At 43.8% G+C, this 21,370-nt stretch carries 17 protein-coding genes and 1 tRNA gene; 9 read left to right on the top strand and 9 right to left on the bottom strand.

Features of this window, described 5'->3' with window-relative positions; translation table 11 throughout:
• The first annotated feature begins 303 nt into the window (after window positions 1-303).
• The 4 genes from eno (at window position 304) to B4240_RS03450 (ending at window position 4,087) form a co-directional block, all read left to right on the top strand.
• On the top strand, window positions 304-1,620 hold the full coding sequence (eno, locus tag B4240_RS03435) for a phosphopyruvate hydratase (RefSeq protein ID WP_296236842.1): 1,317 nt from the start codon (window positions 304-306) through the stop codon (window positions 1,618-1,620).
• Window positions 1,621-1,753: 133 nt separating this feature from the next.
• Window positions 1,754-2,062, top strand: a complete 309-nt coding sequence (locus B4240_RS03440; protein WP_296236843.1) for an FtsB family cell division protein — start codon at window positions 1,754-1,756, stop codon at window positions 2,060-2,062.
• A 144-nt stretch (window positions 2,063-2,206) separates the two neighbouring features.
• Complete coding sequence (ispD, locus tag B4240_RS03445; RefSeq protein ID WP_296236844.1) at window positions 2,207-2,995, top strand: 2-C-methyl-D-erythritol 4-phosphate cytidylyltransferase; 789 nt, start codon at window positions 2,207-2,209, stop codon at window positions 2,993-2,995.
• 468 nt (window positions 2,996-3,463) lie between these two features.
• Window positions 3,464-4,087, top strand: coding sequence for a BLUF domain-containing protein (locus B4240_RS03450; protein WP_296236845.1), 624 nt, complete (start codon window positions 3,464-3,466; stop codon window positions 4,085-4,087).
• A gap of 265 nt (window positions 4,088-4,352) precedes the next feature.
• Here B4240_RS03450 and B4240_RS03455 read toward each other — a convergent pair.
• The 4 genes from B4240_RS03455 to pyrC form a co-directional block, all read right to left on the bottom strand.
• Window positions 4,353-4,428: transfer RNA gene (locus B4240_RS03455), tRNA-Glu, on the bottom strand.
• A 52-nt stretch (window positions 4,429-4,480) separates the two neighbouring features.
• Complete coding sequence (locus B4240_RS03460; RefSeq protein ID WP_296236846.1) at window positions 4,481-4,678, bottom strand: hypothetical protein; 198 nt, start codon at window positions 4,676-4,678, stop codon at window positions 4,481-4,483.
• A gap of 102 nt (window positions 4,679-4,780) precedes the next feature.
• Window positions 4,781-5,482 (bottom strand): ribonuclease T, encoded by a 702-nt coding sequence (gene rnt / locus B4240_RS03465; protein WP_296236857.1) that lies wholly within the window; start codon window positions 5,480-5,482, stop codon window positions 4,781-4,783.
• A gap of 336 nt (window positions 5,483-5,818) precedes the next feature.
• Window positions 5,819-6,889, bottom strand: coding sequence for a dihydroorotase (gene pyrC, locus B4240_RS03470; RefSeq protein WP_296236847.1), 1,071 nt, complete (start codon window positions 6,887-6,889; stop codon window positions 5,819-5,821).
• A 365-nt stretch (window positions 6,890-7,254) separates the two neighbouring features.
• Between pyrC and B4240_RS03475 the strand changes: the two genes are divergently transcribed.
• Window positions 7,255-8,493, top strand: a complete 1,239-nt coding sequence (locus B4240_RS03475; RefSeq protein WP_296236848.1) for an argininosuccinate synthase — start codon at window positions 7,255-7,257, stop codon at window positions 8,491-8,493.
• A gap of 241 nt (window positions 8,494-8,734) precedes the next feature.
• Here the strand turns inward: B4240_RS03475 and B4240_RS03480 are convergent, their stop codons facing one another.
• A complete protein-coding gene (locus tag B4240_RS03480) occupies window positions 8,735-10,033 on the bottom strand; it encodes a hypothetical protein (RefSeq protein ID WP_296236849.1) in 1,299 nt (432 codons plus the stop codon).
• Window positions 10,034-10,190: 157 nt separating this feature from the next.
• Here B4240_RS03480 and B4240_RS03485 point away from each other — a divergent pair, with 157 nt between their 5' ends.
• Window positions 10,191-10,706, top strand: a complete 516-nt coding sequence (locus B4240_RS03485; protein ID WP_296236850.1) for a L,D-transpeptidase — start codon at window positions 10,191-10,193, stop codon at window positions 10,704-10,706.
• Between the two features lie 124 nt (window positions 10,707-10,830).
• Here B4240_RS03485 and B4240_RS03490 read toward each other — a convergent pair whose 3' ends face one another.
• A complete protein-coding gene (locus B4240_RS03490) occupies window positions 10,831-12,546 on the bottom strand; it encodes a CYTH and CHAD domain-containing protein (RefSeq protein ID WP_296236851.1) in 1,716 nt (571 codons plus the stop codon).
• A 242-nt stretch (window positions 12,547-12,788) separates the two neighbouring features.
• Window positions 12,789-14,375 (bottom strand): isocitrate lyase, encoded by a 1,587-nt coding sequence (locus B4240_RS03495; RefSeq protein WP_296236852.1) that lies wholly within the window; start codon window positions 14,373-14,375, stop codon window positions 12,789-12,791.
• A gap of 730 nt (window positions 14,376-15,105) precedes the next feature.
• Between B4240_RS03495 and B4240_RS03500 the strand changes: the two genes are divergently transcribed.
• Both B4240_RS03500 and B4240_RS03505 read left to right on the top strand, forming a co-directional pair.
• Window positions 15,106-16,095, top strand: coding sequence for a LysR family transcriptional regulator (locus B4240_RS03500; RefSeq protein WP_068407091.1), 990 nt, complete (start codon window positions 15,106-15,108; stop codon window positions 16,093-16,095).
• 388 nt (window positions 16,096-16,483) lie between these two features.
• Complete coding sequence (locus B4240_RS03505; RefSeq protein WP_296236853.1) at window positions 16,484-17,872, top strand: NAD-dependent succinate-semialdehyde dehydrogenase; 1,389 nt, start codon at window positions 16,484-16,486, stop codon at window positions 17,870-17,872.
• A 150-nt stretch (window positions 17,873-18,022) separates the two neighbouring features.
• On the opposite strand, the gene purN is transcribed toward B4240_RS03505, so the two are convergent.
• Together purN and purM are read right to left on the bottom strand one after the other, a co-directional pair.
• Window positions 18,023-18,742: a phosphoribosylglycinamide formyltransferase gene (gene purN, locus B4240_RS03510; RefSeq protein ID WP_296236854.1), complete on the bottom strand. Its 720-nt coding sequence runs from the start codon at window positions 18,740-18,742 to the stop codon at window positions 18,023-18,025.
• Entirely contained in the window at window positions 18,742-19,791 is a 1,050-nt protein-coding gene (gene purM / locus B4240_RS03515) for a phosphoribosylformylglycinamidine cyclo-ligase (protein WP_296236855.1), read from the bottom strand. Before purM ends, purN begins: the two co-directional genes overlap by 1 nt.
• A gap of 373 nt (window positions 19,792-20,164) precedes the next feature.
• On the opposite strand from purM, the gene B4240_RS03520 reads away from it, so the two are divergent.
• Window positions 20,165-21,268, top strand: coding sequence for an AI-2E family transporter (locus tag B4240_RS03520; protein WP_296236856.1), 1,104 nt, complete (start codon window positions 20,165-20,167; stop codon window positions 21,266-21,268).
• Window positions 21,269-21,370 lie beyond the last annotated feature (102 nt).

Below are 21,370 nucleotides of genomic sequence, written 5' to 3' on the forward strand. Positions count from 1 at the left end.
TTCGAAGTTGAGAGTGGGGTATCTATATTTAATTTTATAGGCGCAAGTTGCTGCAAGAGAAGGGAAGTTTGGCAAAATTTATGCTATGATGCCAAGCACTATAGCTGACGCTTACAGTATTCAATAAGCCTTTACAATGCGCAAAGCTAGCCTGCGATATAAGTGGGCAAATTGGTTTTGGTATTGGTTCTAGCGTTGATTCTAGCATAGTCGCTATACGATATTTTGCTTTATCTTTTTTGTATTCTAGTTGCCGTTATTTATCTCCCAAACTTGGCATGACCAAAGGAATTAACCGACATTATGTACGCTGAAGAAACCACCAACGTCGCCGCAATTAAAGACATTCGCGCTCGTGAGATTTTAGACTCGCGCGGTAACCCAACGATTGAAGCTGACGTAATCTTAGCTGATGGCACCGTTGGACGTGCTGCTGCTCCAAGTGGCGCATCAACGGGCTCACGTGAAGCGCTTGAGCTGCGTGACGGCGACAAAGACCGCTACATGGGTAAAGGCGTTAAAAAAGCCGTTGCCAACGTTAATAGCCAAATTCGCAGTGCGCTCATGGACAAAGAAGTCACTGAGCAGCAAGCCATTGATGACGCGATGATTGCGCTTGATGGCACCGAAAACAAAGACAACCTTGGCGCAAATGCCATGCTAGCAGTGTCACTTGCGACTGCTAAAGCTGCTGCTAAATCCCAAAGCCTGCCACTGCATCAATACATTGCAAACTTACGCAATCAGACGTCTTTGACCATGCCGGTCCCGATGATGAATATCTTAAACGGTGGTGAACACGCGGATAATACCGTTGATATCCAAGAGTTTATGATTGAGCCCGTTGGTTTTACCAGTTTCTCAGAAGCCCTACGTGCGGGAACAGAGATTTTCCACAGCTTAAAATCGGTACTAAAGTCACAAGGCTTAAATACCGCGGTTGGTGATGAAGGCGGCTTTGCGCCAAACCTGCGTAGTAATGAAGAAGCCATTACCGTCATCATGCAAGCGATTGAGCAAGTTGGCTACAAAGCTGGCGAAGATATTTATCTGGCTTTAGACTGCGCGGCCAGTGAGTTTTATAAAAATGGTCAATATGTCTTGGCAGGCGAGGGTAATAAAGCCTTTGATAGCCAAGGTTTTTCAGATTACCTAGTAGGCTTGACGCGTCAGTATCCTATTATCTCTATTGAAGACGGTCTTGATGAGTCAGATTGGGATGGTTGGAAGTATTTAACTGAGCAAATCGGTGATAAAGTTCAGCTGGTCGGTGACGATTTATTTGTCACCAACCCTGCTATCTTGCAAGAAGGCATTGATAAACATATTGCCAACGCGATTTTGATTAAATTTAATCAGATTGGTACTTTATCAGAAACCTTAGATGCGATATATCTGGCGAAGAAAAATGGCTATGCGACGATTATCTCGCATCGTTCAGGTGAAACAGAAGACAGCACCATTGCAGATTTAGCCGTTGGTACTGCTGCTGGTCAGATTAAAACTGGTTCACTATGCCGCTCAGATCGCGTGGCAAAATACAATCAGCTCTTACGTATCGAACAACAAGTACGGGCAAGCTATCGCGGCCGTGAAGAGTTTATCGGTCTACGTGGCTAATAAGCTGAGCAGCTAAGAAGTTAGGCTTAACGCTAGCGATATATCGTCATTAATACGATGGTGTATCGCTTAACAAGCCTGTGTGGTTTTTAATTCTGAATATTGTCTCTCTACCGTTTGGCGTGATCCCTTTATGAAATACTTTAGCCAATTTATTCTCCTTGCTTTAGCGGTTGCTGTGCTTTTGGGACTGCAATATCAATATTGGTTGGGCGAAAACGGATATTTTGAGCACAATAAGTTGCTGTCGCAGATTGATGAGCAGCAACGCTTAAATGACAATCAAATGGCGGCAAATAACTTGTTGCGTACCGATGTCCATGATTTAAAAACGGGACTCGAAGCAGTAGAAGAACATGCACGTTTGGATTTGGGCTTGATTAAGCCAAATGAAACCTTTGTTCAGGTATCCACCGCGCCAACGACGCACAGCCGTTATTGATTTTAACTTCGCCCATTTAACTACGCTCATTTAACTTCGCCGAGATAAATGGTTATCTATAATTTGTTCTGTTTATATTTACACTACGTCTTCTTTTAACCTTCCTTTCTATCCAACCCAGTCATATCATCATGGAATCTGACCATGAGTATTACCCAAAACCATCCTATGAATACCACCCCCCATATCCATGCCATGATTGTCGCTGCGGGTCGCGGCAGCCGTTTTGGTGCGACTGTTGCTAAGCAATATACCTTGCTGCAAGGACAGACGCTGTTACAGCGTAGCGTGGCACGTCTCGCTAGTAGCGCTTATATTGATAAATGCTTATTAGTAGTAGCAGAAGATGACAATACGGCGCAGGCGCTTGATTTTGCCCTGCCTATCCAATATACGAGTGGCGGAGCAGAGCGTTGGCAATCGGTACAGGCTGGAGTCGAGGCGATTGTTAAGTCAGGAGCGCAAGCGTCAGACTTGGTACTTATCCATGATGCTGCGCGCCCTGCTGTGCCCAGCCAAGACATCAATCAGGTCATTGAAGCGGCGATGCACGAGCCTTATGGCGCGATCTTAGCGGCGCCAGTTGCTGATACGCTAAAGCAATCCTATACGGCATCCTACAAACATGCTAGCGCTGTTTCTGAGCATAGCAATGCCTGTAAAGACAACAATGAAGCCTATTCTTATATCAAACATACGCTTGAGCGTAGTAATGTGTGGCAAGCGCAAACGCCGCAAGTATTTCGCTTAGGTCAGCTGCGAGAAGTCTTGGCTTACGTGGATAAGCACCAACTGACTATCACCGATGAAGCCAGCGCGTTTGAGTATCTAAAGCTGCCGATACGCCTTATCACGGGCAGTCGCCAAAATATCAAACTCACTTATCCTGATGATGCTATCTTGCTTAGCGCCATCCTTACCGCGCAGTCCTAACATTTCTCCTAAGCATTCTAAAGTTCTCTAGGGCATTCTTTTTTTCTTATTTATGTTATCGTTTATTCATTCCCATCATTCCAACCATTCCCCTATAAATCTTAAAACTTGGAACTTAAAACTCAGTTTTGAGGCTGAGCAAGCTGCTGCGCTCATTTTTACTGTTATTTTCCTGCGCTTTTAAGCGTCTCATCGCGTCACTGCACTAAAAATTCATGCACTATTACGAATATAAATAAAGCTAAATGACGGCTTATTATTAATAAGTCGTTATTTAATATAAAGATATATTGCTTTGATGACTAAATTAGCCTATGATGTAACCAACTTAATACAATTAATATAAACATTTATAAATCAATAATATAACAAGCTGATTAGCTATCTTTAAACGTCTTGTCACTATGTATTTTTCTAAATTTAGTATGGTTGTCTTAGTGCATATAACTAATAATAGGGAGAAGCTGCTTGTCAACAGTCAATGATTCGACAAATCCAGTAACGCCAGATCTCTGCCAGCTCGTATATCTGAGCCATATTACCTCGACTGGTCTTGCAAGTGCGAGTACGCTTAACGACATCGCAGAGGTCGCGATTGAGCGTAATCAAGCCGATGAAATTACAGGTATCCTTTGCTACGGCAATAGCTACTTCTTTCAGTGTGTGGAAGGTTCTGAGCAAGCTCTCACCAATCTTAAAAATCGCTTGTTGGTAGACGACAGGCACAAAGATTTAAAAATATTGGATTTTTCGGCTATCCCTGAGCGCCGTTTTGCCGCTTGGTCGCTACGTTCGATTACGCTTGAGCGTTGGATGATGAATGAGCCTAAGCTTAAAGCCTTTATGCCGTTTAAGCCCGATGCTTGGGAGTTTGATGAATGGCGGCAGTTTTTAGATATTCTACAAGGCTATTATGAAGAGCAAGAAAGATCCGGTGCGCTTGATACTCAGCCGATAAAATACAATACGCTAGGGGTAACCTTAGGTAAAGTAGTTGGCCAGCACCAAGCCTTTTTCTTAATTCAGACCATACTGGGCAGCTTGATAATATTAGCGCTGCTTTGGGTGATGTTAGCAGATAAGATTTGGTAGATTATGCTAAATAGTTAAACCCATACATTTAAAAAGCCAGCATAGATTGCTGGCTTTTTGCTGCGATAAAAATCCTATAAACCGCTTTTGTTTTTATCATAAGAGCTAATGATTTAACCATTAATGATTTAACAACTAATGATTAATGACAAATAGACAAGCATAAAAAAGCCCACTCACAAAAATGTGAATGGGCTTTTGCTGGTGCGCTTAGTAGTCTTATCGATGCTTTACAGCAAACTTGCTAATAAGTGACGCCAAATAGTGGCGTCCCCAGGGGGATTCGAACCCCCGTTACCGCCGTGAAAGGGCGGTGTCCTAGGCCTCTAGACGATGGGGACTAGTAACAACGCTTCAGCTGCTTTCACCATTTATACTGAAGTGGTGCGTATTTTAATGGCGACCGCGTCTGCTGTCAAGCCTTTTTCTACGTCTTTTTAAAATTAAATATCTTTTTTTGAGTGCGCGGCGTGGATGCAGGTCATTACGTTTTAAATGATGCCGAATCCACAACGACGTACAAGCGCTAATGGTCAACGCCAGCAGCATGTAACCGATAATGGTTGCCCATAACTTAAACTGTGGTTCCATAGCAAAGTCCCTTTTGTTAAGCTCAAATAATCCATAACAGGTCATTGACTATAGATAACACTATTATTTCAGTTTAACAATGTAGAGGACGTATGCTTTATTTTACTTGGCATTGTTAGCGTTGTTAGCGTGGGCAACGTCTGCGCTTTCTGCCTCATCCTCTGCTACTGCCACATTATCCTGCTCATCATGCATAGCGTTCGCTAGCATCGGGTAATGATTGAGAATATAACAAAACAGCTCGGCGGTCTTTTGGGTATCGTAGAGCGCTGAATGAGCGTCATTGCCGTCAAAATCAAGCCCTGCTGCTTTACAAGCACGGGCTAATACCGTTTGTCCAAATGCAAGCGCCGAGAGCGTCACGGTATCAAAAACTGAGAAGTTATGAAACGGGTTGTGACTTTTACTATTGGTACGCAGTACTGCCGCATTTAAAAACGCTAGGTCAAAATGGGCGTTATGACCGATTAGGACGCATTGACGACAGTCTTCAGCGCGGCGCACTTCTTTTAGACCTTTAAAAATACGGCGCAGGGCGGTTTTTTCATCTTCGGCAATGGCCCTGCGCAGTGGATTACTAGGGTCAATGCCAGTAAAGGCAAGCGCGCTTGGCTCAAGATTTGCGCCTTCAAAAGGTTCGATATGAGCGTTAAAAGCCTCGCCTGGATAAAACACGCCCTGCTCATCAAGCAGCACAGGAATACAAGCAATTTCTAGTAAAGCATCCGTTTGCGCATTAAAGCCGGCCGTTTCGACATCGACGACGACGGGCAAAAACTTACGAAAACGCTCTTTTAAGCGCATGGGTGCTTGGTCGTCTGCGGCGTTATCGCTATCAGCAGTATTGCTTGGCGCACTATTAAGACGACTATCGTCCGTATTGGCCAAATCGTGTAAGGCGGCATCGTTTTGAATGGTCATATCAAGTTAAATCGCTTTTATCAGTCGTGCTGTGGTATTGAAGTAAAAAATTAAATAAATAAGTACAAATATTATAATACGCTACTGGCATAAATTTTCCTTGCTTGCTGTACGCTTCGCACTCCAGAGGCTGCGCAAAATTTATACCAGTAGCACGATGTTTATTTTATGGGGGATCGATTAGATAATAGACATACAGGCAGTTTTACGTCGTTGCTGTTAGTCTTTAATGGACCAAGGCAACGTCTCACCAGCCATCAATGGCGTTAACGATGAACCATCAAAGTATGGATAGTTGGTTGGTACTTGCATCGGCGTATTTATCAAGGTGATGCTGCTCTCGTTCACGGGCAAACCGTAGAATTGGGCGCCAAAACGGCTCGCAAATCCTTCTAATTTGTCTATTTTGCCCACGCTATCAAACGCTGTAGCGTATAGTGGTAGCGCAGTGGCGGCACTATAGCAGCCGGCACAGCCACAAGTGGCCTCTTTTTTATCCGTCGCATGGGGCGCAGAATCTGTGCCTAAAAAGAATTTTGGATTGCCGCTGGTGGCGACATCCAACAATACTTTTTGATGGCTTTCGCGCTTCAAAATAGGCAAACAATAAAAATGCGGCTTGATACCACCAACCAATAAATGGTTGCGGTTAAACATCAAATGCTGCGGCGTAATCGTGGCTGCAATTTGGTTGCCTTGTTCTAAAACGAAGTCAGCAGCATCACTAGTGGTGATATGCTCCATTACAATTTTCATGGTAGGAAATTTAGCAATAATTTGCGCCAATACTTCGTCCAAAAAACGCTTTTCACGGTCGAAAATATCGACATGGTCGTGCGTGACTTCGCCGTGTAGCAATAATGGCAGATTATATTTTTCCAACGCTTCAAAGACATCGACGCAGGCATTGATATCGGTGACGCCGTCAGCAGAGTTGGTCGTTGCGCCCGCAGGGTAGAGCTTAACCGCTTGTACAATGCCTGATTTTGCCGCCATTTCAATGTCGTGAGCGGTGGTGTTATTGGTAAGGTATAACGTCATGCGTGGGTCAAAGACCGCTTTACGCTCAGCGCTTAAATCGCTTGCTTCTAGATGCTGCATGATGCGGGCACGATAGGCATGGGCATCATCGACATTTTTTACAGGGGGCACAAGGTTTGGCATACAGATGACGCGGTTAAAGCTTTGGGCAGCGTGTGGAACGGTAGTTGCCAACGCCTTATCGTCGCGCAAATGAATATGCCAATCATCTGGCTGCAGGATGGTTAATTCTCTAATCGAATCGGTCATAGTGTCATCGCGCTCTATATCTTTATACGGGAGAAAAGGAGAGTGTTGCTGAGCTGCTATCATAACAGATTTGCCTACTTGACTAAATATGTGGCCTTACTAAATATGCAGTGCAGTATTTGTGCATAAATGGCATCTGTACATGAATACTGAGTGATTTTGCTCATAAGTTAGCAACACTATTTATCAATGAAAGCCGATAACCAGTGAAAACCTTATACCAAATGGCGCTGCCACTTTTGCCGCTAGTAAATATGATGTACACTGAGCAGGCAATCTATCTTGTATTGATTTCATCCCATCCTGCGCATTTTTATTTCCCATTAAATGTATTCGACAATAAATTCTTATCTTAGGAGTTATTCATGGCTCAGCTTGATCCAAAAAATATTAATAAAATTGTCTTGGCTTATTCCGGCGGTCTTGACACCTCAATCATCGCCAGATGGTTACAAGAAACCTATGATGCAGAAGTGATTACTTTCACCGCTGACATTGGTCAAGGTGAAGAGGTTGAGCCGGCGCGCGCTAAAGCTGAAGCCATGGGCATCAAGCATATCCATATCGAAGACTTACGGGAAGAGTTTGCCCGCGATTACGTATTCCCCATGTTCCGCGCCAACGCCATTTATGAAGGCGAGTATCTGCTAGGGACTTCTATCGCGCGTCCATTAATTGCTAAGCGTTTGGTTGAAATTGCGAAAGAACACAACGCCGATGCCATCAGTCATGGTGCGACGGGTAAAGGTAATGACCAAGTACGTTTTGAGCTTGGCGCCGTTGCCTTATCACCAGATGTTGTGACCATTGCGCCGTGGCGTGAGTGGGACTTATCGAGCCGTGAAAGCTTGATGAAATATGCTGAAGAGCATAATATTCCCATCGATTATGCCAGCAATAAGAAAAAATCGCCGTATTCAATGGATGCCAACTTATTGCATATCTCTTATGAAGGCGGTATTTTAGAAGATCCATACGCCGAAGCAGAAGAAGATATGTGGCGCTGGTCGGTCAGCCCTGAAAACGCGCCAGATGAGCCACAATATTTAGAATTAGAATACAAAAAAGGTGATATCGTAGCTATCGACGGTGAAGCGCTTAAGCCTTATGAAGTGATGATTAAGCTAAATGAGCTTGGCGGTAAGCATGGTATTGGCCGCTTAGATATCGTTGAAAACCGTTATGTTGGTATGAAGTCGCGCGGCTGCTACGAGACGCCAGCTGGTACCATTATGCTAAAAGCGCACCGCGGCATTGAATCACTGACGCTTGACCGTGAAGCGGCGCATCTAAAAGATGAGCTAATGCCACGTTATGCTAAAATTATCTATAATGGCTATTGGTTCAGCCCCGAGCGCATGATGTTACAAGCCTTGATTGACAAATCACAAGAATATGTCAACGGTACAGTGCGCGTTAAATTATATAAAGGTAGCGTTAGCGTTGTTGGTCGTAAGTCAGATGATTCATTGTTTGATGAAAAAATCGCTACTTTTGAAGATGATGCGGGCGCTTATGATCAAAAAGACGCCGAAGGTTTTATCCGCTTAAATGGTCTACGTTTGGCGATTGAAGCCAGCCGTGGCCGTGATTTATCAAAGTAAGCACGCTTTGCTAGACAAAGTATGTATAAAAAGGCGCTATTAATGTAGCGCCTTTTTTGATGAGTTTTTATGCTTATAAACACCTTATCAATCCAATTTATTTATAGTCAGTTAACAGTAAGGTCGCTATCTCATGTACTGCTGATATACGTTTTTTGCAGCCTCTGTCTGCGTAGGCACAGCAAGCAAGAAAAACGTATACCAGCAGTTGCATAGCGTCTTTTAAGATATTTTGACTTTATTATTTAGTAGGTTTTGGTTCTTCAGCACTATCTTCATCATCGTCTATCATTACGATTGCCACGTCCTGCTGTTCACGTTCCTTGAGGCGGTCTTGTTCGATGACTTCTTCTGTTGCCAGTTTGACTCCGTCAGATTTCTGGCCTTGGTATTTAAGCGTTGCAAGTCCGCCAAGAATGCCAATAACGACGATAATAATCAAGATAACAGGATTTTTCCATAAAGGTAGCGGTTCGTCGTATTCAATCGGCTTTTCACTGGTGGTGGTCGGCGTATTGTCATTATTACCGCCGATTAAACCCAAACTGACCAGCGGCGGCTTGGGCGGGCTTGCAGGTTCAGAGGTAATGCGTAGGCGATTTCGCTGCAAGTATATCTCTGAAATCTTCGCGAGTTGTAGCAGCCAGCGCTGATGCGGTAAGCTGATGGCTGCCATTTCGGCAAACACCAGTAAGTCACTATGTTTACCTTGTTGGGCATTGGTAGATGAGCGCCCGATGACTTTTAAGTAATTGCCCGTCGCTTGCTGCATATCTTGCACAGGTTCATTATTTTCAGGTTTGAACGTGGTCAACTCATGCCAATATGGATTAAAAGCGGGCGGGGTACTGGCAATTTGCGCTGTGCTTAATAAAGTACGCTCTGTAGGGTTTTTTACTTCTGTTTCTGTTTTTGATTCTGCTTGTAGAGCAGCTTCTGTAGCAGTATTTGTTTCTTTATTTTCATTAGGCTCAGTCCGCCCGGCAGACATTGACACTGACATTGACGTTGGTTTATGAGCCACAAAACGCTCTACGGATAAAAACTGCGGCTGCAGCGCAAACCAATTGTCCATCTCATCATTATCAAGCTGACTATATTCCGCTAAAATCGCCAGTTCACGCAGCACAATCACGCATAAGGATGTGAGCAATATCTGGACTTGTTGCGACGTCGCATCAATGCGCTCGGCAATGTAATCACTGGCTTTAACCACGCGAGCATTTTCATAAAATAACGCATCCGCCACCTCATGGCGATAATATAAGGTCGCATTGATGGTGGAAAAATTCATCGAGTTATATTGGCGTAGCTCTTTCACGGCACCGCGCGCAAACAATTTTTTACTTATGGTTTGGCTATCACTGTGCTGCTGATAAGCAAGTAGGGCACTGACAATGGCTTGCAAACTGGCATCCATCGCCAACCGCGCTTGCGGTAATGACAGCTTGGCGGCATCTGCCAATAATGACACCATCGGCTTGGTATCTTGATAGAGAAAATCATACATCGACACACGTGTCGGTGAAATAGTCGTCATAATCTGCTAGCATCAAAAAGTGTGCCCCTATATTACGGTGCCAAATGCCCTGATACAATCCCTTAATAATAGAAAAGCGCAATCATTTTATTCAAAACTGATTTGCAGCGCAGGCGATAATAATCCTTGTCGCCTTGATGACAGGCGGAAAATTTCTATGACAAATAACGAAATCTCTGATGTACAGTTAGTGATTAATATTGCTCAGCAAACCTTAACGCTTTACCAATACGATAAAGAAGTGGCGCACTATGCGGTATCTACGGCTAAAAATGGCATAGGCAGCCAGCAAGACAGCGGTTGTACGCCACTTGGCAAGCACGTTATCGCAGCAAAAATCGGCGCCCGTGAGCCCATGAACGCGGTGTTTGTTGGACGGGTTCCCACGGGCGAGGTATACAGTGCTGAGCTTGGCAAGCTACATCCTAAGCGCGACTGGATACTAAGCCGTATTTTATGGTTACGCGGCGTTGAAGAAGGGTTAAACAAAGGCAGTAATGCCCAAGGCGGCTGCGATACCTACCAGCGTTATATTTACATTCATGGCACGCCTGATAGCGAGCCAATGGGCGTGCCGCGCTCTCATGGGTGTATACGTATGCGTAGTGAGGATATTATGGAATTGTTTGAGCAAGTTACCGAAGGCTCCCCCGTGACCATTGTTGCTCACTAATATTTACTCGAAAAATCACGCTTAAAAAAAGACAACGCACCTGATGGTAGCTGTCTTTTTTTGATGAATTAAGGGCTAATTATAGATAAGACACAACGTTAAAAACTATTGCCAGTTTCTATTACTAAAATTTATCAGCAGTTTGAAGCTTAGCTAAACGTTTTTTCGTTTTTTTCTCAGCGCTTATTAAAGAGGCATTTAACCAGCCTGCACCATACAAAGCATGAGCGTCAGTGCGGGCTTTATGTTGATAGTATTGCTGATAATGAGTGCTATCGAGTTGTTGACCGAGGGCTTGTTGGGCTTTGACGATACGTTTTAGCAAGCGCTTGCTTTTATTTTTAGCTTTTTTATTGTTGGACTTTTTATGAAATACAGGCGCTGCAAATTCGCTAACGTAGCGTAGTTTTCCCAGCTGACGGTGCAATTTACGATGTAATTTATAGTGCGCTTGGTTGTCATTCTTTATAGGCAAATCTTCATCCTGCGCATCCAAACTTTGCGAATTCCTATCTTCTAAATTAACGTCTTTTAAATTAACACCTTCTAAGTCCACACTTTCTAAGTCCAAATTTTCTAAACTTATATCGTCTAAATCCGCGCTGTCGGCTTTAGTATAAATAACTTTATTCAGTTTTTTCTCAGCTTTTCGCAGTTTTTTATACCGTTTGTCCAATATTTCTGTGAGCTGATCGGCGGCGAGTTTATCTGCTTGTGGTTCAAGGCTAGGGTCACTCATGGTAAACGCTATCAGCTCAAGCAAGGTCAATTGCAAGTCATTGGCGCGTACCACATCAATAGGTGTGATTTTTAACACTTCAATTTCTGCCGTCCAATCAACGCTTGGCGCACCGTGTTCTTGTAGACACGGTTCAATATGATTGGCAAGATAAGCAAGCTTTTGATAGTCAGCAAGCAAAGTCGCCGTTTGTTTAAGGATGATTAACCAATCAGGATTGAGCTCATCAGAGAAGCTGTTAAATGTCTTGAGCGCGGTGCGTAAGCGCTGAATACCGTGACGCAGTTGTAAAATATGCTCATCGTCAGTGCTGCCAGCGGCGATAGCACTGCTGTTAGGCAATATTTGCAGCAGGCAATTATGGACGACCGCGCGTATAAAGGCGGGCTTACTGCTGTCTTTATCGACAGTCAATTCGCTAATATTCGCGCTGACTGCTGGGCTGTGGCTTTCCCCTTTGATAAGCAAACCACCGCGCTCGGCTTTGGTGACGGTAGAGAGACATAATTTGTGACGCTGACACCACGTTTTGGCGGTGGCAAATAGAAAATCTAAATCGCCCGATACCAACTCAAACTCAATTTCTTGAATCGTATCGCGCTGCGTAGCATCGCTGCCGTGAATAATCTCTCCATAATCGTATGCCATCTCAATGCTATTGCGGGTTTCATCGTCGATATTCTCTATTAATAGCCGTGTGGTGCGCTCGACATCGGTGACATATAGTCGTGTGAGCGTTTTGGCCAATTTCTTTAGTTTAAACTCCGCTAGAGCAGGGGCAACAGCGGTGTCTTTATAAAGGCTTAAATCAGGCATCAGCGTATTAGTGTCCAGCATCGCCTGTACTTGCTCATTGTCCAGCACTGCATTATGCTCCAAACGTGCCGCAATACCATCGCCCCCCGCTTTGATAGTCTGCACCCATGCATCACCTTCGCGGCGAATACGTAAACCAATACCCGCTTTGGCAAGCTGCTGATCAGGGGTATCATAATAGTGGGCAGCCAGTTGCGTGACCTTGGAGGATTTAGTATTTGCTTGGCGCATCAAACCTTTTAAGCGTGGCGCTGGTACTAAAAATTTCAGCTCTATCTCTTGCATGATGGCTCCCAATTATTGTAATAAGTTTGTGTGATTACCATCGTATGAAAGCTATGGATGAATGACAAGTAAAAGTTTTTTCGGTTTGCTAAAGGAGCGCTGTATAAACTAACCGCTGTTAATTAAACGGCACTTTAGAAGTACGGTGATTTAAATAAATGAAAGTATGTAAAGCCCATAAAAAAACCGCCCTACAAAATAGGACGGCTTTTTTATAAAATGTACTTATAAGTGGTCGGTCATTAGAACTGGTTCATGGTGTTCTTGCTGCCGCCAGCTTTAAGGGCGTTGTCACCAGAGAAGATTTCTTTGTGATCATCGCCAAGGTCAGAACCCGCCATTGCTTGGTGCTTAACGCAAGCGATACCTTCACGGATTTCTTTACGTTGTACGCCAGCTGCATAAGCAAGCATACCTTCTTCACCAAAGTAGCCTTTAGCCAATTCATGAACGCTAAGCGCAGTAGTGTGGTAAGTAGGTAGCGTGATTAAATGATGGAATACACCCGCTTCACGTGACGCATCACGTTGGAAGTTTTTAGCGGCTTCGTCAGCGGCAGCGTCAAGTTCAGTACCGTCGTAGTCGCTACTCATCAAGTTATCTTTATCGTAGCTTGATACGTCTTTACCTTCTTCTTCCCATTTAGCGATTACTTGTTTACGGAAGTTTAGCGTCCAGTTGAATGATGGGCTGTTGTTGTATACAAGCTTAGCTTTAGGCTGCTGCTCTTTAATACGATCAACCATCATCTTGATGTGTTCTACGTCTGGAGTTGGTGTTTCAATCCATAGTAGATCAGCGCCGTTTTCTAGAGCGGTCACACAGTCAAGAACAACGCGGTCGATGTTGGTGTCTTCGCGGAACTGATATAGACCGTTTGGCAAGCGAACTGGACGTACTAGTTTGCCGTTGTGTTTAAGAAGGCTGTCGTTTTCATTGGCTTCTTCGATGGTTACTTCTTCCATTTCTAGGAAGTCGATGTATTGAGAAGCAAGGTCGCCTGGCTCATTTGATACTGGGATTTTTTGCGTCAGTGATGCGCCCTCAGAGTCAGTACGAGCAACGATAACGCCGTCTTCAACACCTAGCTCTAAGAATGCATAACGAATGGCGTTGATTTTTGCGATGTAGTCTTCGTGCGGTACAGTGACTTTACCTGCTTGGTGACCACATTGTTTTGCGTCAGATACTTGGTTTTCAACTTGGATAGCACAAGCACCCGCTTCAATCATTTGCTTGGTTAGCAAGTAAGTCGCTTCTTCGTTACCAAAACCTGCATCGATATCAGCAATGATTGGCACAACGTGTGAATCAAAGTTTTCGATTTTTTCTAGGATAGCTGAGGTGTCTTGACCAGCTTCTTCTGCAGCGTTTAGCTCACGGAAGTAGTCGTTTAACACTTTAGCATCGGCTTGACGTAAGAAAGTGTAGATTTCTTCGATTAGCTTAGGTACAGAGGTTTTTTCATGCATAGATTGGTCAGGTAGAGGACCAAACTCAGAACGCAGGGCGGCTACCATCCAGCCAGATAGGTAGATGTAAGTTTTTGACGTGGTACCAAAGTATTTTTTCTTAGCGTACATGGTTTGCTGAGCAACAAAACCATGCCATGCGCCTAAAGATTGCGTGTACTGAGACGTATCATTGTCATAGTCTTCCATGTCTTGACGCATGATTTTTGCAGTATACTTAGCGATATCCAAACCCGTTTTAAAACGGTTTTGCATCATCATACGCGCCGCATCAGTTTCGCTGATATTCTGCCAGTTACCGTGCTTTTGCTTTAATTCACGTACTAAATCGATCGCTGATTTATATGCAGTTGACATCTATAGTCTCCTTGGTGGGGTGAAAATTAATAAAGAAAAGTTATTAAAGTGGATTTGGGATGTTGTGTATAAAAAGATGCTAGCAGAAGTAAAGGTTTAAAATAACAGCCTTTTGCGTGAGCAGTCTCTACTAAACTATAAGAAAATTATCATAAAAGCAATCAAAACCTGTCGAATTGGTCAGCTTTTATCTTTGGGCTTAGCTGGCGTTTTTATGGGATTGGTCGCCAGCTAAGTATTTATTACCCTAAAGTCATTTATTACCCTAAAGCGAACAAAGTAGCCATTCAAGCGTAAAAACTGCTGCGAGCAAAAAAGTAATTTTAAAAAAAGCTAAGTTTGCAAAAAACTGATTGGCGCATTAAGTTTTACGGCCATCTTTTAGCACAAAAATGCGATAAAATAGCCCTTGTAGCTGACTCATTAAAACGCATGATGCCGGTCCAATATTAAAAATGACTTATCAGCGCTTGCTAAGCACTATAGCTAGATTACCTTGATTTATCTAGTTTATGATTATTATCTTGGGTATTTCATTTAGTTATAGTATAGATGAAACAATAGCTTGAGCGGGGCATCTTGGGTTATAATGAGCGCATATTAAAAATATTTAGATAAAAAAATACTTACATTCTGCGGTTATCGGATGTTTTATAAAATAACAGGATGAAAAATGCCACGCTTAACCAAGATTAGGGTGGCATTTATTCTACGGTAAAGAGAAATATTTATGAATTTGCAGCGGGTTGATTTAAATTTACTGGTTCATTTAGATGTATTGCTTCGTGAAAAAAATGTGACACGTGCTGCTGAGCAGCTTGGCATCACCCAGCCTGCGATGAGTAATATTTTGCGGCGTCTGCGTAAGCTGTTTAATGACCCACTATTGGTACGCTCATCGGAGGGCATGACGCCGACCGAGCGCGCGCTTGAGTTGCAGCCCCGTATTCGCGAGATACTTGCCGACTTGACGCAAGTGCTTGAGCCGCGTACCGAGTTTCGCCCTTATAGTACCTCGCGGGTGTTTCGTATCATGACGTCGGACTATGCCGAAGCGACTTTGGTGCCAAAGCTGGTCAAAGCACTGCGTTCTGAAGCACCCAATGTCATTTTGGATTTCTTGACGCCATCCGATGTCTCCTATCGAGACATGGAGCAGGGACGCGTGGATTTAGCGATTAACCGTTTTAATGAAATCCCGCAAAGCTTCCACCAAGTCTTGGTTTGGCGCGATACCTTTAGCTGCTTATTGTCTGCTGAAGGCCCGTACGCCAACCGTTTTAATTTAAAAAATTATCTAAAAGCGCAGCACGTTTGGGTATCCAAAACGGGCATGGGCGTCGGCTTTGGGGTCAATCCAGAAAAATCTGGCGGGCTTGGCTCTATCGATCAGGCGCTGCAACGCTTAGGGCAAAAGCGCCAAATCAGCGTCTTTACCCGTCACTATCAAATGCCAGCCATGCTTGCGGCGAATAAAGATTTGATTGCTACCTTGCCGACGCGAGTAGCTAGAATGCAAGCCAATAACGACAGCATTATTATGGAAGAGCCGCCGTTCTTCATCCCTGAGTTTGAGCTGACGATGGCGTGGTCGCCATTGTTACAGCACCATCCAGCGCATCGCTGGTTACGCCAGCTTATTATGCATGTGGCGCGGCAAGTGGTTGCTGAAGAAGAAAATCCGCCGCCAGAAATCCCGGTTATCAATCATTTGTTTTAGGGTAGTAAAAGTAAAAAATAGCTACTTGATAAATTTATAAAACCAGCTCATGGGTAATGCGCTGGTTTTTTTATGGGCGCGATTTTTTAACACAGTTTTTTAACACAGTTTTTCAACACACTTTTTCCAACAAGGTTTTTTAAATGCACCTGTTCCCTATAAAGGCGTGACATCATTAACATCTTCCGCACACTTCTTTATAACTTGTAAAACTATAGGTAAAGCATTTTGTTATGATAAATAAAATTAAGAAAAAAAATATAAAAAGTCAGTATTGTTAAGTGTTTCGACATTATTGAGTCACTCTTCAATAAAGCATTAATCAAAATAAATGGTTGATTAATAAACTATTTATTACCTAAGAATCAAATAAATAAGGACGATTATCATGGCAGATATCACCACTGTGAACCCAGCGACGGGTGAAAATATTAAAGACTATAATTATATGAGCGATGACGAAGTCGATAACATTATCGATGCCTCGCATAAGGCGTTTACAAAATGGCGTCTGGTCAGTGCCGATGAGCGGGCAAAAGTCATCAACTCTATTGGCGAGACGCTCATGAAGTATAAAGATGAGCTTGCAGAATTGATGACTAAAGAGCGCGGTAAAACGCTTGCGGGCAGCTTAGGGGAAGTTGATTTATGTAAAGCTATTTGTGATTTTACTGCCAGCGAAGGCGTTGCGGCATTAGCTGACGACGAACGCGACATCGAAGGCATCAAAAAAGGCTTAATCAGCTACGACCCAATAGGGATTATTTATGGTATCCAGCCATGGAACTTCCCAGCTTATCAAGTGTTTCGCTATACCATTGCCAATTTGATGGCGGGCAATAGTATCTTACTTAAACACGCCTCTAACGTGACTGGTTCAGGACTTTTGATTGAAAAAATCATGCAAGAATCTGATTTACCAGAAGGTTTATTCCGTACGTTAATTATCAGTCACGATCAATCAGAAAAAGTCATTCAACATGAAAAAGTACGCGGCGTGACGCTAACGGGTAGTGATGTAGCGGGTAGAGTCGTGGCGCAGCAAGCGGCAAAAGTGTTGAAAAAGACCGTTATGGAGCTTGGCTCAAACGATGCGTTTATCGTATTAGAAGACGCTGATTTGGACTTAGCAGCAGCAACTTGCGCCCATGCACGTCTGTATAATAACGGCGAGACCTGTATCGCGGCAAAACGCTTTATCGTCGTTGATAGTGTTTATGATAAATTTCGTGACCTTGTGATTGAGAAATTTAAAAGCTACAAAGTTGGTGACCCAATGGAAAAATCAACCGACGTGGGCCCGATGTCCAGTAGCAAACAGCGCGAGAACCTGCATAAGCAAGTACAAGAAAGTGTGGATAAAGGCGCGACTATCACCTTGGGCGGCGAGATACCTGATAAACCGGGCGCTTTTTATCCACCAACGATTTTGGAGAATATTAAGCCCGATCAGCCAGCGTATAAAGATGAGCTATTTGGCCCGGTTGCCGCCCTGATCCGTGCCAAAGATCAAGAAGATGCCTTGCGCATTGCGAACGACAGCCGTTATGGACTGGGCGGCGCTATCTTCTCTAAAGACGAAGAAAAAGCGATTAATTTAGCGCAGCAGCATTTTGATACGGGTATGGTTTATATCAATGGTTATGACTTGGTCAGTCCAGGTTTGCCATTTGGTGGCGTGAAAGACTCAGGTTATGGCCGTGAGCATGGTGGTTTTGGTATCAAAGAGTTCGTTAACATCAAAGCAGTGCACGTTGTCGGTAAAAAACCTGCTTAGTAATTCAACCACTTTAGACTTATCATTTTAAATACCTCGTTATTAACTAACGGGGTATTCTTTTGGCTGTAAATTATCCGTTAGTTAAGCATACAAAAAAGCAGAACCAGTTACGGATTCTGCTTTTTCATAAAATAGGTATGTTGGTTTCTAATCATTTAACCATAGCTTTAAAGGTAGGGCAGGTAAATAAGAAGTTTCAGCATCATCGACTTGATTATCCAAGTTAATGACTCCGCTTGCGATCAGTAGTATCGTCCACGGTAAGAGTTGATGTTCGGCCTTTTGCACACGGGCTTGTAAGCTTGCAGCGTCATCTTTTTGACTGACTGCCAACATAGCTTGGGTTAAAACTGCACCAGCATCAAGCTCAGCGGTGACGACATGGATACTACAACCATGATGGCGTTCACCCGCTTGTATCGCACGCTGATGGGTATCAAGACCCTTATAAGCAGGTAGCAGCGCAGGGTGCAGATTAATCATTGGCGCAGGTGCATTATCGATAAATGAGCTGCTTAACACCCGCATAAAACCTGCTAAGACAATCAAATCAGGTTGCCAAGCGCTTAGTTGCGCGCTGGCATGGGTTTCAAAGGTTTTGATGCCCATGCGTTTGCCGCTAGCAACGTGAGATAAGATGGCAACGGGAATAGCGGCGTCATTGGCACGTGAAATGGCATAAGCATCTTCGCGGTTACTGATGACGCCAACGATTTCAATCGGTAGCGCGCCCGCTTGCATGGCATTTATCAATACTTGCAGGTTGCTACCACTACCAGATACCAAGACGGCGACGCGTAACGGCTGAGCTGTGTTTTTCGCAAGGTCTTGAATGCTTTGAATGCTTTGTAAGCTGTCGTCTGGCATTAACGGTACACCACAGCGTCCGCTTCACGGCTAACCATTTCACCCAATTTCCAAGCGTTTTCGCCCGCATCATTTAGTATTTTGATCGCAGTTTCTGCTTTATCTTTTGGCACAACGATAACAAAACCAACGCCGCAGTTAAAGGTGCGGTACATCTCGCTTTGTTCAATATTGCCTTGGGTTTGTAGCCACGTGAATAGCTCTGAAAACTGCCAGCTGTTTGTATCGATGCTAGCAGCTAGATGGTCTGGTAGTACACGTGGCAAGTTATCGGTTAAGCCGCCGCCGGTAATATGTGACATAGCATGTAAAGCTGAGCTACCAAGGGTATCTTGTAAGGCCTTAATGGCTTTAACATAAATGCGAGTAGGCGCCATCAGCGCATCTTGAATAGGCTGACCATCTAATTGCTCGTCGCTTGTCGTCACATCAACGCCGCTGACTTCGATGACTTTACGCACCAATGAATAACCGTTCGAGTGGGCGCCACTTGAGGCAAGAGCGATTAATACATCGCCTTCTGCGACGTTTTCACCAGTGATGACCTCGCTTTCTTCAACAACGCCAACACAAAATCCTGCTAAGTCATAATCATCATCTTGGTACATGCCGGGCATTTCAGCCGTTTCGCCGCCGATAAGGGCGCAATTTGACAGTTTACAGCCTTCGCCAATGCCCGTGACAACAGTTGCCGCTACATCGACATCAAGCTTGCCCGTTGCATAATAATCTAGGAAAAATAACGGCTCAGCACCGCAAACCAATAAATCATTAACGCACATAGCGACCAAGTCGATACCAATGGTATCGTGACGATTTAGCTGTAATGCCAGTTTAAGTTTGGTGCCAACACCGTCCGTACCTGACACCAGCAGCGGTGAGGTGTAACCAGTCGGAATACGACAAAGCGCTCCAAAACCGCCAAGTCCGCCCACAACCTCAGGACGAGAGGTGGCTTTTGCCACTGATTTAATACGTTGCACCAACGCATCGCCAGCATCAATATCAACGCCAGCATCTTTGTAGCTTAAAGAAGGCTTGTTACTCATGGTCATCTCACAAATTTTATAGGAATGAAGGTCGGTCAGTAGAAAAGCGGATCGGTCATGTTGATTTTGCAGATAGTGCGCGCATTATACCCAAAAATGCCTCACACTCGCAAAGCAACTTGCCTATATTTGGCGGATAATTGACCAAGAATGACAATAAAGGCGCCATAAGACACAATAAAAAATTAAGAAACAAAAAATGACTGATTTTTTGTCGGACTCTGCGATAATAAACGCCAGAGTTGTTGTCGAAACTTACGACAGCGTTGCCGATAAATCACATTATAATTATAAAGTTATCGGCCATCTATTTTAGTTAATAGACCATTTTAAGCCAGCATTTTACATTGACTTAACCTTAGGGCCACCTTTAATGATAAACCAACCAATAGATCCCTTTTTTCGGCGCCTCTTTATCGTCGTAGCTATTGTTGTGGCGGTATTTTTATTATATATGATGACGCCAGTCATCGTGCCATTTGTCGTGGCTTTTGTATTGGCTTATTTATTCAATCCGCTGGTCAAGCGTTTATCGAAATATATCAAGCGCTGGATAGCGATTATTATCGTTTATTCGACGATTACCCTTGGCATGGTACTGCTGCTGTGGTGGTTAATTCCCACTTTATGGCATCAGCTGCAAGCGGCGTGGGAGTATTTACCCAAGGTGCTAAATTGGTATAATCAAGTCGTGCGTGAGTGGTTTATCCATCACAGCCGCATTCGCCTGCCAGAGCTAGAAGCAAAAGGCTTTTCTGACACGCTAGTCGATTATATGCAGGCCAATTATAAGTTTGCTGATGCCAGCAGCATGATGAGTCAAATACTGGCCTCCAGTATGAACTTTATCAATAACGCTGGCCTGATTGTACTGGTGCCGATTTTGACCTTTTATTTCTTGTTTAATTGGGATCAGCGCCTGCATACTTGGAAGATGGCGATTCCAGCGCCTTATTGCAAAAAGGTGATTGCTATTGTCAAAGAATGCGATCAAGCATTGATGGCATTTATTAAAGGGCAATTATTGGTCATGGTGTTACTGGGCGTTATTTATGCGGTACAGCTGCAGCTTATCGGGCTTGAGCTTGGCTTGATTATCGGTATGGTGGCGGGTATCGCAAGCTTCGTTCCGTATTTAGGCTTTGGGATTGGCTTTATCGCCGCGATTATCGCCTCTTTATTCCAGTTTGGTCTGGATTGGACTTATCTAGCCTTGGTTGTTGGCGCATTTTTGGTCGGGCAAGCGGCAGAAGGTTATATTTTGCAGCCGCTGTTATTAGGCGACAAGATTGGTTTATCGCCATTGTGGGTTATCTTTGCAGTGCTAGCCGGCGCGAGCTTGTTAGGCTTTGTCGGCATGCTCATTGCGCTACCGGTATCTGCGGTCCTCAACGTTTTATTCCGCCATTTATACGCTTATTATCAATCGACTGACTTTTATAAAGGACGTAAACAATTGGCTCTGTTTGAGGAATAATAAGTTAACAATAAATAAGCTTTATTTAACTTTCTTTCTATTAATTAGATGCGAGTTTAAGCCGTATATCAGGAATTAATAACTTATACCCCACTCTCAACT

Origin of the sequence: Psychrobacter sp. UBA5136, assembly GCF_002414005.1 — a bacterium.
Taxonomy (GTDB): domain Bacteria; phylum Pseudomonadota; class Gammaproteobacteria; order Pseudomonadales; family Moraxellaceae; genus Psychrobacter.